The sequence below is a fragment of the Mycolicibacterium iranicum genome, assembly GCF_002101705.1.
Classification (GTDB): Bacteria; Actinomycetota; Actinomycetes; order Mycobacteriales; family Mycobacteriaceae; genus Mycobacterium; species Mycobacterium iranicum.
This window is the reverse complement of record NZ_LQPC01000082.1, coordinates 27,099-41,385: the sequence shown is the minus strand read 5'-3', so window position 1 is coordinate 41,385 and position 14,287 is coordinate 27,099. Positions and strand designations below refer to the sequence as shown.

Sequence of the window (14,287 nt, the reverse complement as noted above, 5' to 3'; positions counted from 1 at the left end):
CCGAAGCCCCTTCGCACGCTTCATCGCCGACCCCATCGAACCCGAACCCCTCGAACCCGGCTGGCAACCACCACCACAACACCACACCGACCGCGACGAACCCCCACCCTTCTAGGAGATGACAAGATGAGAATCCTTGTGGCAACCGGCCATACGCAGGGCACACACCCAGACGACTATCACTTCTGCATCGAGCGCGAGCTCGTGTGGATCCAGGAGCCGTGCAACCGCGACCTCCGCGATCCCGACGGTCCGTGCGGATGCGGCCGTGGTTTCGCGGGCGCTGCATCGCATCGAGCCACCACCACCGCGATGGTCGTGGAATCCGAAATAACCCGCGAGGAAATGATTCTCGCGTTCGAAACCAGCCTGGCAGACGGCGGCTGGCCCCCGTCCTGGGCGGAGGACGTTGCAGACGAGAATCTGGAGATCGCCGCCCGGCTGCCAGTCGGAGCGATCGTCACAAGGAAGCTGGAGAACTTCTTCGTCCGCGGGGCGTTCTTCTAGTTCCGCTCCGGGTCCTCGGCATAGCGCCCGGGGTTGAACAGCGAGGCGATCAGCCCGATCACCATCATGGCTGCCGCGGCGACGAACACCACAACCAAGCCGGAGTGGAAGGGCTCGATGATCAAATGGGGAAAAAAGGTCTTGCCGGTCAGCACCTCGGCATTGACACCGGGTTGCTGCAGAGCATGGTAGGGCTCGAGCAGCTCGGCGATCGGGTTGTAGCCGAGGAAGGCCGCGAACAAGCTCCCCACCGGGGGAAGGTCTGCCACCTGCTGTGCAACGTCGGCCGAAACGCCCTGCTGTTGCAGCCCGCTGCTCAGCGCGGCCGGCAGGGTGTTCGCCAGTCCGACGATCATGAGCGAGAAGAAGATTCCGATCGACAGCGACGATCCCGCGTTGAAGAACGTGGCGCGCACACCCGATGCAGCTCCACGTTCCGACGGGGGAACACTGGACATGATGGCAGCGGTGTTGGGCGCGGTGAAGATGCCACCGCCGACGCCGTTGAGGAAGATCAGCAGCGCGAACACCCAGTAGTGGAAGTCCACCGGGATCATCACGAGCGCGATGAAAGACGCCGCCATGAGCGCCATTCCGCCCACGGTCAGCGGTCTCGCCCCGTACCGGTCAGACAGCCAGCCCGCGACGGGCCCGGCGAGCAGGAAGCCGATCGTAATCGGCAGCATGTAGATCGCCGCCCACAGCGGGGTCGACTCGAAGTCGTAGCCGCGCAGCGGGAGCCAGATTCCCTGCAGCCAGATGATCAGCATGAACTGCAGTCCGCCGCGGCCCATCGACGACATCAACCCGGCGACGTTGCCCATTCCGAATGCGGCCGAACGGAACAGCCGGACGTTGACCATCGGCTGCGCGACGCGCAACTCCACGACGCAGAACACCACCAGCAGAAGCAGGCCGGCGGCGATCGCCCCCAGGACGACGGGATTGCTCCAGCCTGTCGTCGAATCCCCGTACGGCTGAATGCCGTAGGTGATCCCGATCAGCAGGACGGTCAGGCCCACACCGAACGTCAGAGTGCCGGCCCAGTCGAGCTTGCGCGGCGTGCGCACACCGATCTCACGCAGCGAGCGCAGGCTCCAGACGGTGCCGGCCAGGCCGATCGGCACGCCGACCCAGAAGATCGCCTGCCAATGCCATTCGGACAGCACGCCGCCGATGAGCAGACCCAGGAAAGAACCGGCGACGGCGGCCACCATGTTGACGCCGAGCGCCATTCCGCGCTGGTTCGCCGGGAAGGCATCGGTGAGAATCGCCGACGACGAGGCCATCAGCATCGCTCCGCCGACCCCCTGGATCACCCGCCACGCGATCAGCCAGATGGCGCCCCCGTCGAGATGGAACGGGTCGAAGGACAGCGCTATCGCCGCGACGGTGAACACCGCGAAACCGATGTTGTAGATCCGCACCCGGCCGAACATGTCGCCGAGACGACCGAAAGGCACCACCAGAACCGCAGTGACCACCAGATAGCCCATCAGCATCCACAGCAGGTAGCTGATATTGGACGGAGCCAGCGGATTGAGACCGATACCGCGGAAGATCGCGGGCAAGGAGATCAGCACAATCGACGCGTTCACCGTCGCGAGCAGGGTGCCCAGCGTCGTGTTGGACAGCGCGATCCACTTGTAGCGGGGATGGTCGGCGTCGATGCGGCCGGCCTGAATCTCTATCGCCATTGCTTCTCACCTCCCACAAAGAACATATATTAGCTATGCAAATCATCCCTAGGCAATTCGGGCGTCGCCCGCTACGGTGGCAACCGTCAACACGCGGGAGCGCGTACCGAGCGCGCTGAGAGGACGGGTAGGCCCGTCGACCGTACGAACCTGACCGGGTAATGCCGGCGTAGGGAGATACGAAGATGACCGATGTTTCCATCGCACCCTCTGTCACGACGGGCCCCATTGCGGGCAGCACGAAGACCTACCGCAACGGGGTACCGTTTCGCCGCGTTCACCTGACCAACGGTGAGCACCTGGACCTCTACGACACCTCGGGGCCGTACACGGACTGCGCCGCCGCCATCGACCTCGACGCCGGCCTACCGCGACGCACTGTCACCCGCTATCGCGGGACCCAACTGCAACGTGCCCGCACCGGCGAGGTCACCGCCGAGATGTCCTTCATCGCCGAACGCGAGGGAGTGCCCCCCGAACTCGTGCGCGACGAAGTCGCCCGCGGCCGCGCCGTGATTCCCGCCAATCACAACCATCCGGAAGCCGAACCGATGGTCATCGGCAAGGCGTTCGCCGTCAAAGTCAATGCCAACATCGGCAATTCGGCCGTGAGCTCTTCCATCGCCGAGGAAGTCGACAAGATGGTGTGGGCCACCCGCTGGGGCGCCGACACCATCATGGACTTGTCCACCGGTAGCGACATCCACCAGACCCGCGAGTGGATCTTGCGCAACTCCCCGGTTCCCGTCGGCACCGTGCCGATGTACCAGGCCCTCGAGAAGGTCAGCGGCGACCCGGTGAAGCTGACCTGGGAGCTCTACCGCGACACCGTGATCGAGCAGTGTGAGCAGGGCGTCGATTACATGACCGTGCATGCAGGCGTGCTGAAGAGCCACATCCCGCTGACGGAGGGGCGGGTGACGGGGATCGTGAGCCGCGGCGGCTCCATCATGGCGGCCTGGTGCCTGGCCCACGATCGTGAATCGTTCCTATACACCAACTTCGACGAGCTCTGCACGATCCTGGCCCGCTACGACGTGACGTTCTCCCTCGGTGACGGACTGCGTCCCGGATCGATCGCCGACGCCAACGACGCCGCCCAGTTCGCCGAGCTGCGGACCCTCGGCGAGCTCACCGCGATCGCCAAATCCCATGGCGTGCAGGTCATGATCGAAGGGCCGGGGCACGTTCCGATGCACAAGATCGTCGAGAACGTCCGCCTCGAGGAAGAGCTCTGCGACGAAGCCCCGTTCTATACTCTGGGCCCTCTGGCCACCGACATCGCCCCGGCCTACGACCACATCACGTCCGCCATAGGCGCCGCAATCATCGCCCAGGCGGGCACCGCGATGCTCTGCTATGTCACCCCGAAGGAACACCTAGGCCTGCCCAACCGCAAGGACGTCAAGGACGGTGTGATCGCCTACAAGATCGCCGCCCACGCCGCCGACCTTGCCAAGGGGCATCCCGGCGCGCAGACCCGAGACGACGCACTGTCCAAGGCGCGCTTCGAATTCCGCTGGGAAGACCAGTTCAACCTGTCGCTGGATCCCGATACCGCCCGCGCGTTTCACGACGAGACGCTGCCCGCCGCACCCGCCAAGTCCGCGCACTTCTGCTCGATGTGCGGCCCGAAATTCTGCTCCATGCGCATCAGCCACGAGGTGCAGCAAGCAATGGCCGACAAATCCCAGCTACCGGTGGTGACGACATGACCTTCCTTCCGCTGACCCCGCCCGGCCAGACGCCGCTGCGCGTGCTGACCATCGCCGGTTCCGATTCCGGCGGTGGCGCCGGGATCCAGGCCGACATGCGCACCTTCGCGCTGCTCGGTCTGCACGGCCTCGTCGCCGTCACCGCTGTGACTGTGCAGAATTCATTAGGAGTCAAGGGATTTCACGAGATCCCCCTCGATGTCGTCGCCGGGCAGATCGAAGCGGTGGCCTCCGACATCGGACTGCAGGCCGCCAAGACCGGCATGCTCGCATCGTCGGCGATCATCGAGACGATTGCCCAAACCTGGGTCGGCCAGGGACTCGACGGCACCATCCCGCTCGTCGTCGACCCGGTCTGCGCCTCCATGCACGGCGACCCGCTGCTCCATCCGAGCGCCCTGAATGCACTGAAAGACAGCCTGTTTCCGCTCGCGACCCTCGTCACGCCGAACCTGGACGAGGTTCGCCTGCTGGTCGACGTGGAGGTCGTCGACGAGAAGACCCAGCGCGAAGCAGCCAGGAAACTCCAAGCGCTCGGTCCGAAATGGGCACTCGTCAAAGGCGGACATCTGCGGTCCTCGGCTCACAGTCCCGACCTGCTCTTCGACGGGAGTGACTTCCACGAGTTCGACACCACCCGCATCGACACCGGCCACGACCACGGCGCGGGCGACACACTGGCCGCCGCCACCGCATCAGCGTTGGCCCACGGCTACTCCGTGCCCGACGCCGTCGCGTTCGGGAAGCGCTGGGTGACCGAATGCCTGCGCGCCGCCTATCCGCTGGGCCACGGCCACGGGCCGGTGAATGCTCTGTTCAGATTGACTACATGACGCTCGAGGACATCGCCGGCACCGCCCACGAACCCGACGGCACGCCCGCGGGCGTCGTCGCGCTCACCCATGGCGCAGGCGGAAGCCGCGAGTCACCGATGCTCAAAGCGTTGTGCGACGAGTGGGCCCGCCGCGGCTGGCTCGCCGTTCGCTACAACCTGCCCTACCGACGCCGTCGACCGAAGGGGCCGCCGTCCGGCTCCTCGGCCACGGACATCGCGGGCATCGTCGAAGCGGTCGCGGTCGTAAGAAGGCTCGCCGACGGTCCCGTGATCGCCGGCGGGCACTCCTACGGCGGGCGGCTGACGTCGATGGCGGTTGCGGACGGTCTCGAACTCGACGTCCTGACGCTGTTCTCCTATCCGTTGCACCCGCCGGGCAAGCCGGAGCGGGCGCGCACCGAGCACCTTCCGCGGATCACGGTGCCCACCGTGTTCACCCACGGCACCGCGGACCCGTTCGGCACTCTGGAAGAAATCCGACCGGCGGCCGCGCTGATCAACGCCGCCACCACCATCGTCGAAGTGACGGGCGCGCGCCACGATCTCGGGTCCAAGAAAATGGACGTTCCCGCGCTCGCTGTCGATGCGGCGCTTCAGCAGCTCGGCTGAGTTATCGTCGCAGCGTGACCGTACCGCCACCGCCGCCCGGGCCGCCGTCTCCGCCGCCCCCACCCCCGTACGGGCAGCCGCAGTACGGCCAACCCCCGTACAGCCAACCCGCCTACGGCTCGCAGCCCTACCCTCCTCCGCCGCCGCAGCCCTACCAGGGCGGCATGGGCGAGCCGTTCCCCGCACCGGCGAAGCGGACCAACTGGTGGGCGATCGTCTCCCTGATCTTCGGCATCATCGGCGGCATTCTGATCAGCCTCGTCTGCGGCGTGGTCGGCCTGATCAAGGCCAAGGACTATCAGAGCGGCCGCGGCATGGCGATAGCCGGCATCGTGCTGTCGGCGCTGTGGATGGTCGGCGTGCTCATTTTCGTCATCGTCGCCGTGAGCAGTGACCGCGTCACCGCGACCGATGTGAAGGTCGGCGACTGCCTGGCCGAGATTCCGGACGGTGAGCGTGTGCTCACCGTCAAGACGATCAGCTGCGACGAACCCCACGCCGGCGAGGTCTTCGCCGTGCTGACCATGCCCGACGGTGATTTCCCGGGGCAGGCAGCGGTGGAGGCCTACCACGAGAAATGCAGCCCCGAGCTGGTCAGCTATTCGCCGCAGTCGATGCTCGACGACTCGGTGCAGCTCTACGTCCTCTACCCCACCGAGGAGACCTGGGCCAACGGCGACCGGCTCGTGACGTGCATCGCCACCCTGGATCCGCCACGTACCGGATCCATCAAGGGCTGACTTCGTCGATAGCGGTACCTCGGGTACCGTTCTCGCATGACTTCGGAGCAATTCGACGCGGTCATCGTGGGAGCCGGGTTCGCCGGAATCGGCGCTGCCATCCAGCTCAAGCGGATGGGCATCGAGAACTTCGTGATCCTCGACCGCGAGGACGACCTGGGCGGCACCTGGTACGTCAATCACTACCCGGGGCTCGCCGTCGACGTCCCCACGACCACGTACTCCTACTTCTTCGAGCCGAACCCCAACTGGTCGCGGCTCTTCTCCACCGGCAGCGAGATCAAGCAGTACGCCGACGACGTCGCGGACAAGTACGACGTGCGCCGCCACATCCGGTTCAGCGTGACGGTCGAGGGCGCACGCTGGGACGAGGACGCCAAGCTGTGGCGGGTGAGCCTCGCCGACGGCACGACGATCGCCGCCCGGTACCTGCTCACCGCCACCGGCTTCCTCTCGCAGCCGCACATGCCCGACATCCCGGGCATCACCGAGTTCGAGGGCCGGGTCATCCACACCACCGCATGGGATAACTCCTACGATCCGACCGGCGAGAAGGTCGGCATCATCGGCACCGGCGCCACCGCCGTGCAGTTGATCCCTGAGCTGGCCAAGAAGGCCGCTGATCTGACGGTCTACCAGCGCACACCGATCTGGGTGGTACCCAAGGTCGACATCCGGTTCTCCGAGCGCGCCAAGCGTCTCTTCGCCCGCATCCCGTTGACGCAGCGCGTCATCCGCGCCATCACCGACACGATCTACGAGCTCATGGTGTCGGTGGCGGTACTGCACAACCGGCAGACCCGCGGTCGGTTCAACATCGCGGCCGGCGATCTGGCCAAGATGTTCCGGTTCGCGACCATCCGCGACAAAGAGCTGCGGGCCAAGCTGACGCCGGATTACGACTTCGGTTGCAAGCGTCCGACGTTCTCCAACAGCTACTACCGCACCTTCACGAAACCTCATGTTCACCTGCAGGACAACGGCATCGCACGCATAGAGTCCGACGGCATCGTGAACAAGGACGGCACCAAGACCACGATCGACACTCTGGTACTGGCGACCGGATTCGACTTGTGGGAGGCCAACTTCCCGGCCATCGAGGTCATCGGACGCGAAGGCCGCAACCTCGGCAAGTGGTGGCGCGAGACCAGATTCCAGGCCTATCAGGGCGTCTCGATGCCCTACTTCCCCAACTATCTGTCTCTGGCCAGCCCCTACGCGTTCCTCGGGTTGAACTTCTTCAACACGATGGAGTACCAGATGCGGCACATGGACCGCCTCTTCGGTGAAGTGAAGCGGCGCGGCGCAACGACTTTCGAGATCACCGAGGACGCCAACACCCGCTACCTGGACCGAATGACCGAGCTTCTCGGTGACTCCCTGTTCATCAACGGCAGCTGCGCCACGGCTCGCTCCTACTACTACAACCCGGCCGGCGAACCGACGCTGCTGCGCCCGATGTCGACGAAGGACGCGATCCGCGAAGCGGAGGACTTTCCGATCTCCGACTACTCGATCGTCTAGTATCCGCCTGTGCCCAAAGAAAATTCGCGTGCCGCCACGGTCGCCGGTCTAGCGCTGGCCGGAACCGGCCTCTCCCACTTCGTCGTCCCGCAGGTGTACGAGGGACTGACGAAGTCCGCCTTCCCGACGAACACCCGGCAGCACATCTACATCGACGGCGCCATCGAGACCGCCGTCGGTCTCGGCATCGCGTCGCCGAAGACGCGCAAGCTCGCCCTCGGCGGGCTCGTGGCGTATGGGCTCTACATGGCAGTCAACGTCGCCCGTAATCGGTAGCGACCCGGCGCCGTGAGCTCGCCCGACGAGCCGGTCCTGCGTCGTCGCCTCGGCCTCTTCGACACCGTCACCCTCGGCCTGGGCTCCATGATCGGGGCCGGCATCTTCGTCGCGATGGCTCCCGCCGCGGCTGCTGCGGGTACCGGGATGCTCATCGGCTTGGCCGGCGCCGCGGTCGTCGCGGTGTGCAACGCGATGTCCTCTGCCCGGCTCGCGGCGCTGTATCCGCAATCGGGCGGGACCTACGTCTACGGCCGTGAGCGGCTCAGCCCGTTCTGGGGTCATACCGCCGGATGGAGTTTCATCGTCGGCAAGACCGCGTCGTGTGCCGCGATGGCGCTGACCGTGGGGTCCTACGTGTGGCCGGCATACGCCAACGCGGTGGCCGTCGCCAGCGTGGTCGCGTTGACGGCCGTCGGTTACGCCGGGATCCAGCGATCGGCGACGCTGACCCGCATCATCGTGGCGCTGGTACTCGCGCTGCTCGCCACCGTCGTGGTCGTGATCCTGGGTTTCGGCAGCGCCGACACGTCCCGACTGGCCCTCGGCGACGACGTCAGCGCCTACGGCGTCCTGCAGGCCGCCGGCCTGCTGTTCTTCGCGTTCGCCGGATACGCGCGCATCGCGACGCTCGGCGAAGAAGTCCGCGATCCCGCAAGGACGATCCCGCGCGCAGTCGGCCTGGCGCTGACCATCGCCCTGGTGGTATACGCCGTGGTCGCTGTCGCAGTGCTCGCACAGCTGGGCAGCGCCGGCCTGGGTTCGGCCGCCGCACCACTGTCGGAGGCCGTGCGGGCAGCCGGATTCCCTGAGTTGAGCCCGGTCGTGAGCGTCGGTGCCGCCGTCGCCGCAATGGGCGCGCTGTTGGCGCTGCTGCTCGGAGTGTCGCGCACGACGCTGGCGATGGCGCGCGACCACTACCTGCCCCACGCGCTGGCCGCCGTCCATCCCCGGCACGGCACCCCGCACCATGCCGAGCTGGCCGTCGGTGCCGTGGTGGCTGTCGTCGCCGCGCTGGTCGACGTGCGCGCCGCGATCGGGTTCTCGTCGTTCGGGGTGCTGCTCTACTACGCGATCGCCAACGCGTCTGCCTGGACGTTGACCGCGTCGCTGGGTGCGCGTGTCGTTCCCGTGATAGGTCTGATCGGCTGTCTCACAATGGCTTTCACGCTGCCACTGACCTCGGTCCTCGCCGGGGCCGCCGTCGTGCTGATCGGGATGATGGCCTACTTGACTAGCGGCCGTCACCGTCATGGTGTGTAGTCGGGCAATGGTGTTCACCTGGAAGTTGGTCGAATCGAAAGCGGAGCCGGGCTTCGTCGTCGCACCCGACGAGCGGCTGAGCTGGCCGCGCACACTGGGGCTGGGCGCCCAGCATGTCGTGGCGATGTTCGGCGCGACGTTCCTGGTGCCTGTGCTGACTGGCTTCCCGCCGGCTACCACGCTGCTGTTCTCCGGCATCGGCACCATCCTGTTCCTGCTGATCACCGGCAACCGGCTACCCAGCTATCTGGGTTCGAGCTTCTCGGTGATCGCGCCGATCACCGCGGCGATCGCGGCGCAGGGCACCGGCAGTGCCCTGGGCGGTGTCGTGGCGGTCGGCGTTCTGCTGATCATCGTCGGCGGCGTCGTGCATGTCGTCGGCACCCACTGGATCGACGTCACGCTGCCGCCGGTGGTGACGGGCGCGATCGTCGCGCTCATCGGGTTCAACCTCGCGCCGGTCGCCAAGCAGAATTTCGAGACCGGTCCGCTGCTCGGCATCGTCACGCTGGTCCTGTTGGTCGGCGTGCTCGCGTTCTTCCGCGGGATGATCGGCAGGCTCGCGATCTTCATCGCCGTGGTCGCAGGTTATGTGCTGGCGCTGTTCCTCGGGGATGTCGACACCTCGGGCATCGCTGCGGCACCGTGGATCGGACTGCCGCAGTTCCAGACCCCGACGTTCTCGCTGTCGGTGCTGCCGCTGTTCCTGCCCGCCGTGATCGCGCTGATCGCCGAGAACATCGGGCACGTCAAGTCTGTCGGCCAGATGACCCGCACCGACGTGGATCCCCTGATGGGTCGCGCGCTGGCCGCCGACGGCGTCGCGACGACGCTGGCAGGAATCGGCGGCGGTTCGGCGACGACGACGTACGCCGAGAACATCGGCGTGATGGCCGCGACGCGCGTGTACTCCACGGCGCCGTACTGGATTGCCGCCGGCGTGGCACTCGCGTTGTCGTTGTGCCCCAAGGTGGGTGCGGCCATCGCCGCGATCCCCGGCGGGGTGCTCGGCGGTGCGACCGTCGTGCTCTACGGCCTGGTCGGCATCCTCGGCGTGCGGATCTGGCTGACCAACCACGTCGATTTCTCCCTACCGATCAACCAGATGACCGCCGCGATTCCTCTGATCATCGGTATCGCCGACTTCACATGGAGTGCAGGCAGTCTCACGTTCACCGGCATCGCGTTGGGCTCGATCGCCGCGCTGGTCATCTATCACGGCATGCGGCTGCTGGGCTTCAGGACGGGCGCCGGTCGCGCTGATCCCGTGCAGGCACCCCATTGACCCCCTCGATCGACTGCGCGTAGGTGCCGACACCGTAGGCGACCGCCGACGCCATGACCGCCAGCGCGTCCCGGTCGATGTTGTCGATGTTGTCGAGCCGCGTGTGGTAGTTCGGGTCGAACGCCACCCCGTCGCGACCACCCCAGAGTCGCGCTTGCACAGGGGTTTTGATCTGTGACGAGCCGGTGGTGAGGCCGCCGACGGGAATGCCCGCGGCCAGGAAGGGCGCGTAGTCGGTAACCCGCTGCAGCGGGATGTCCGCCGGGCGCACCCCTGTCAGCAGGAGCCGTCCGGCCAGGGTGCGCTCGATGCCGGCGCTGCCTTCGGGCGTAGGCGCGAAATCGCCCGTCTGGGTGGACTGGTCGCCGTCGTCGGTGAAGTAGCCCGCGTTGGGCGAGCCAAGCATGTCGAAGTTGAGGTACAGCGCGATGTCGTCGAGCTGGTCCTTGCTCAGGGAGCTGAGGTACTTCTTGGAGCCGTCCATCGAGACTTCCTCGGCTCCCCAGAATGCGAAGCGCACTGCGTTGGCCGTCCCCGGGTCGCCGCCGAGTTGCAGTGCCGTCTCGAGCACGGCGGCCACGCCAGATCCGTTGTCGTTGATGCCGGCTCCCGACTGCACGCTGTCGAGATGTGCGCCCACCATCACGACGTTTTTCGTGTCGCCGGTCTTGGTCTGCGCGATCACGTTTCTCGATGTCGTCATGACGGGTTCGTTGTCCAGGACCAGCGTCACCTCGGAATCGGTACGACGCAGCGCAGCGTCGGCGCTCGGGTCGATGATGCCGACCGGCACCGTCAGATCGCTGTAATACCCCGGGGTGAACAGGGTGGGCGGAGCACCCACGGGCCGCGACGGCGTGGCTTGGCTGACCACCAGCATCCCCACGGCGCCCTCACGCAGGGCGACATTCTGCTTGTCGACGATCGAGCAGCCAGTGTCGTCGACCACCGCGATCGCTTCAGCCACCGAGACGTTGCCGTAGTCGGCGGCCGTGCATCCTGCAGGCCGGCGGGGGCGCAACGTGATCGCCTTCAGCCCACCGGGGGGCGTGGTGATCATCAGCGAAGCCTGCTCGACGCGGAAGTTGCGGCCGGCCACGGTCAGCACCGGCCTACCGCCCCGGGAACCGGACAACCGTTCGAACTCCGGCGTTTCGACCTCGAAACCCTTGTCGCGCAACAGCTGTGCGACGTAATCCACGCTTGCCTGATAGCCGGGTGACCCGTCGGCCCGGTTTCCGTCGTTGGCGTCAGCGATGTCCTGCAGCTTGAGGAGGTGGCCGTAGACACTGTCGATGGTCACCTTCTCGGCAAGGTCGGGACCCCACCGTGCCTCGGGCGGCGGTGCGCTCGGCGACGAGCAGGAGGCGACGAGTGCGCTCATCGCGACGAGCGCTGTAGTCAGCCGGCGAGCCATCATGGCGTGGTCAACTGGTGGCGGGTGCGGTCCTCGCGCAGCGGGATCCCGTTGCGGCCGCGCTGATCCTGTGCGTACAACGCCACCGCGTAGGCGACCCCGCTGCCGTGGATCCGCATGGCCGTCTCGTCGATGTGCTCGAGAGTGTCGGATGCCTTGTGATAGTTCGGGTCGAACGACTCGTCGGCCTGTCCGCCCCAGAGTTCGGCCTGCTCGGCCGACATCTTCTCCTCGGCTCCCGAGAACAGGCCTCCCGCAGGAATACCCGCTCTCGTGAAGCCGTCGTAGTCCGATCTGCCGTCGAACGAGGTGTCCTCACCGGGCTTTCCGGCACGGTCGAGGTAGGCGGTCAGGGTGCGTTCGATGCCGGCCGAGCCCTCAGGAACCCGCGGCACACCCCGGCGGGGGTCGGGCGTGGCCGACTGGTCGCCGTCGTAGGTGAAGTATCCCGGGTTCGGCGAACCCACCATGTCGAAGTTGAGATAGAGCGCGATGTCTCGCAGCGCCTCGATGTCCAGCGACCCCAGGTAGTCGTTCGAACCCAGCAGCCCAGTTTCTTCGGCGCCCCAGAAACCGAAGCGGACCGCATTGTTCACCTGCGGCGAGCTCCCCAGTTGCAGTGCAGTTTCCAGGACCGCGGCCACTCCGGAACCGTTGTCGTTGATGCCCGGCCCCTCCGGAACGCTGTCCAAATGCGCCCCGACCATGACCACATCGGCGGTCGATCCCGTCTTGGTCTGCGCGATGACGTTGCGGGTCCGCTCGATCCGGACACCCGCGTTGAGATTGATCTCCGCGCGTGCGCCCGGCTCTCGGCGCAGTTGCTCACCTGCGGCCTTCGTGACGCTGATGACGGGGATCTTCACATCGGTGGTTTCACCGAGGGTGCCGCCGGGGATCTCCTCACCGTCCTCGTTGTTGGCCACGATCAGCGCGACCGCGCCGCGTTGGGCGGCCACCGCCTGCTTCCCGCCGAACGGGCATGAACCGCGGTCGACGAGCACGATCGCACCGTCGACGGGTAAGCCGTCATAGTCGCTTGCGGTGCATCCGGGGGTGTCCTCGGATCGGGCGACGACGATCGGGCCGGACGTACCGCCCTCGGGGGTACCGATGGTGTACTCCATCGGTTTGGCCTCGACCTTGCTGCCCGCGACGGTCAGCGAGGGTTCGTCGGACCACGGGATCTTGACCTCGAACTCGGGTGTGTCAACGTCGAAACCCTTGTCCCGCAGAGCATTGGCCACATAGTCGACACTGGCGTCGTAGCCGGGCTGACCGAGGGCCCGGTTGCCGCCATGGGCATCGGCGATCTCTTGCAACTTCGTCAGGTGCGCCATCATCGCCTCGACGGTGACCGACTGCGACAACTCGTCGGCGAACTCGGCAGCAGTCGGGTCAGGCGCAGGTTGCGGCGCCGGGCTGGGTTCGCGCCCACAGCCGCCGACCGTCAGCGCAACGACAGCCAGCACGGTCACGAGTTTTCTGCGGGTCACGACCACCACGTTAGCGCGGCCCCTGACGGTCACCGAGGTAGTCGAGGATGGCCTCGGCGGTGACCTGCGGTCGCTCGATCTGGAGGAAATGCCCGGCCGCGGGAATCATGACCACTCGGCTGCCCGGCGGGAGGACCGACAGCATCGACTCGCAATAGCCGGCCTGCATCGCGCCGTCCTGTTCCCCTTGCAGATGCAGAATGGGTAGCTGCGGCAACTCGAAGCACCACTTCTGCAGTTCGGCATACCGATCGGCGGGTCGCGACGGCCGGACCATGGCGCGGTAGTAGCCGACGGCGGCCCGCCGGTGGGCCGGGCTCGGCAGCGCGGCCAGCGCGTCGTCGAGTTCGGTGGCGGTGTCATAGCCGGCCGGTCCCCAGTCACGCCACAGCCGCGGGATCACCCGGGACAGCAGCCGTTCGGGCAACCCGGGCAGCTGAAAGAACAGGATGTACCAGCTGTTACGCAACTGACGCGGCATCATCCGGAGCTGGCGCGCGATCGATCCGCGGCTGCGGTTTATCGCCCCCACCGGCGGCACCGCGATCGAAATATGTTCGGCGAACGGGGTATCCGGAAACGCGGCGATGGCATTCGACGTGAAAGCGCCCCAATCGTGACCGATCAGTACAGCGTCCGGGGGCGACCCGAGCTCCTCGTACACCGCCAGCGCGTCGTACATGAGTGCGCCGATGTGGTAGTCACCGTCGGCGGCGGGCCCGGTGGGCGCATATCCCCGCGCGAACGGCGCGACGACACGAAAACCCTTGTCGGCCAGCAGCGGCGCCAGTTTGCGCCATCCTCACGCACTGTCGGGGAAACCGTGCAGGCACAGCGCAAGTCGGCCGTCGGGAGGACCCCACGACAGTGCGGCGACGTCGAGGTGGGGCGCGCGCAGCGTCAGCACGTGTGGATCGGTCATC

At 66.5% G+C, this 14,287-nt stretch carries 12 protein-coding genes and 1 pseudogene; 9 read left to right on the top strand and 4 right to left on the bottom strand.

The genetic code is table 11. The features are described from left to right. Positions 1-126 precede the first annotated feature (126 nt). Positions 127-507 carry a DUF7715 family protein gene (locus tag AWC12_RS30455; protein WP_024445491.1) on the top strand — a complete coding sequence of 127 codons (381 nt, stop codon included), beginning with the start codon at positions 127-129 and terminating at the stop codon, positions 505-507. Here AWC12_RS30455 and AWC12_RS30450 read toward each other — a convergent pair. Next, the gene (locus AWC12_RS30450) at positions 504-2,204 is read right to left on the bottom strand and encodes an MFS transporter (protein ID WP_085178536.1); all 1,701 of its coding nucleotides are present in this window, start codon (positions 2,202-2,204) and stop codon (positions 504-506) included. The genes AWC12_RS30455 and AWC12_RS30450 overlap by 4 nt on opposite strands. A 185-nt stretch (positions 2,205-2,389) precedes the next feature. On the opposite strand from AWC12_RS30450, the gene thiC reads away from it, so the two are divergent. The 8 genes from thiC to AWC12_RS30410 are packed head-to-tail and all read left to right on the top strand — an operon-like array spanning position 2,390 to position 10,451. Next, positions 2,390-3,919, top strand: coding sequence for a phosphomethylpyrimidine synthase ThiC (gene thiC / locus AWC12_RS30445; protein ID WP_085178534.1), 1,530 nt, complete (start codon positions 2,390-2,392; stop codon positions 3,917-3,919). Beyond that, positions 3,916-4,752, top strand: a complete 837-nt coding sequence (gene thiD, locus AWC12_RS30440; RefSeq protein WP_085178532.1) for a bifunctional hydroxymethylpyrimidine kinase/phosphomethylpyrimidine kinase — start codon at positions 3,916-3,918, stop codon at positions 4,750-4,752. The genes thiC and thiD overlap by 4 nt, the downstream gene beginning before the upstream one ends. Further along, positions 4,749-5,363, top strand: coding sequence for an alpha/beta hydrolase family protein (locus AWC12_RS30435; RefSeq protein ID WP_085178531.1), 615 nt, complete (start codon positions 4,749-4,751; stop codon positions 5,361-5,363). The genes thiD and AWC12_RS30435 overlap by 4 nt, the downstream gene beginning before the upstream one ends. A 14-nt stretch (positions 5,364-5,377) precedes the next feature. Next, positions 5,378-6,103 carry a DUF4190 domain-containing protein gene (locus tag AWC12_RS30430; RefSeq protein WP_085178529.1) on the top strand — a complete coding sequence of 242 codons (726 nt, stop codon included), beginning with the start codon at positions 5,378-5,380 and terminating at the stop codon, positions 6,101-6,103. 36 nt (positions 6,104-6,139) lie between these two features. Continuing rightward, complete coding sequence (locus AWC12_RS30425; RefSeq protein WP_085178527.1) at positions 6,140-7,627, top strand: flavin-containing monooxygenase; 1,488 nt, start codon at positions 6,140-6,142, stop codon at positions 7,625-7,627. A gap of 9 nt (positions 7,628-7,636) precedes the next feature. Then, positions 7,637-7,903, top strand: coding sequence for a DoxX-related protein (locus tag AWC12_RS30420; protein ID WP_024445497.1), 267 nt, complete (start codon positions 7,637-7,639; stop codon positions 7,901-7,903). Between the two features lie 36 nt (positions 7,904-7,939). Beyond that, a complete protein-coding gene (locus AWC12_RS30415) occupies positions 7,940-9,166 on the top strand; it encodes an APC family permease (protein WP_085178538.1) in 1,227 nt (408 codons plus the stop codon). Positions 9,167-9,173: 7 nt separating this feature from the next. Next, complete coding sequence (locus AWC12_RS30410; RefSeq protein ID WP_110808790.1) at positions 9,174-10,451, top strand: uracil-xanthine permease family protein; 1,278 nt, start codon at positions 9,174-9,176, stop codon at positions 10,449-10,451. On the opposite strand, the gene AWC12_RS30405 is transcribed toward AWC12_RS30410, so the two are convergent. The 3 genes and pseudogenes from AWC12_RS30405 to AWC12_RS30395 form a co-directional block, all read right to left on the bottom strand. Further along, positions 10,405-11,871, bottom strand: coding sequence for a M28 family metallopeptidase (locus AWC12_RS30405; protein ID WP_085178524.1), 1,467 nt, complete (start codon positions 11,869-11,871; stop codon positions 10,405-10,407). The genes AWC12_RS30410 and AWC12_RS30405 overlap by 47 nt on opposite strands. Continuing rightward, on the bottom strand, positions 11,868-13,373 hold the full coding sequence (locus AWC12_RS30400; RefSeq protein WP_085178522.1) for a M28 family metallopeptidase: 1,506 nt from the start codon (positions 13,371-13,373) through the stop codon (positions 11,868-11,870). Before AWC12_RS30400 ends, AWC12_RS30405 begins: the two co-directional genes overlap by 4 nt. A gap of 1 nt (position 13,374) precedes the next feature. Further along, a pseudogene (locus AWC12_RS30395) lies at positions 13,375-14,286 on the bottom strand (alpha/beta fold hydrolase). Position 14,287: the final 1 nt, after the last annotated feature.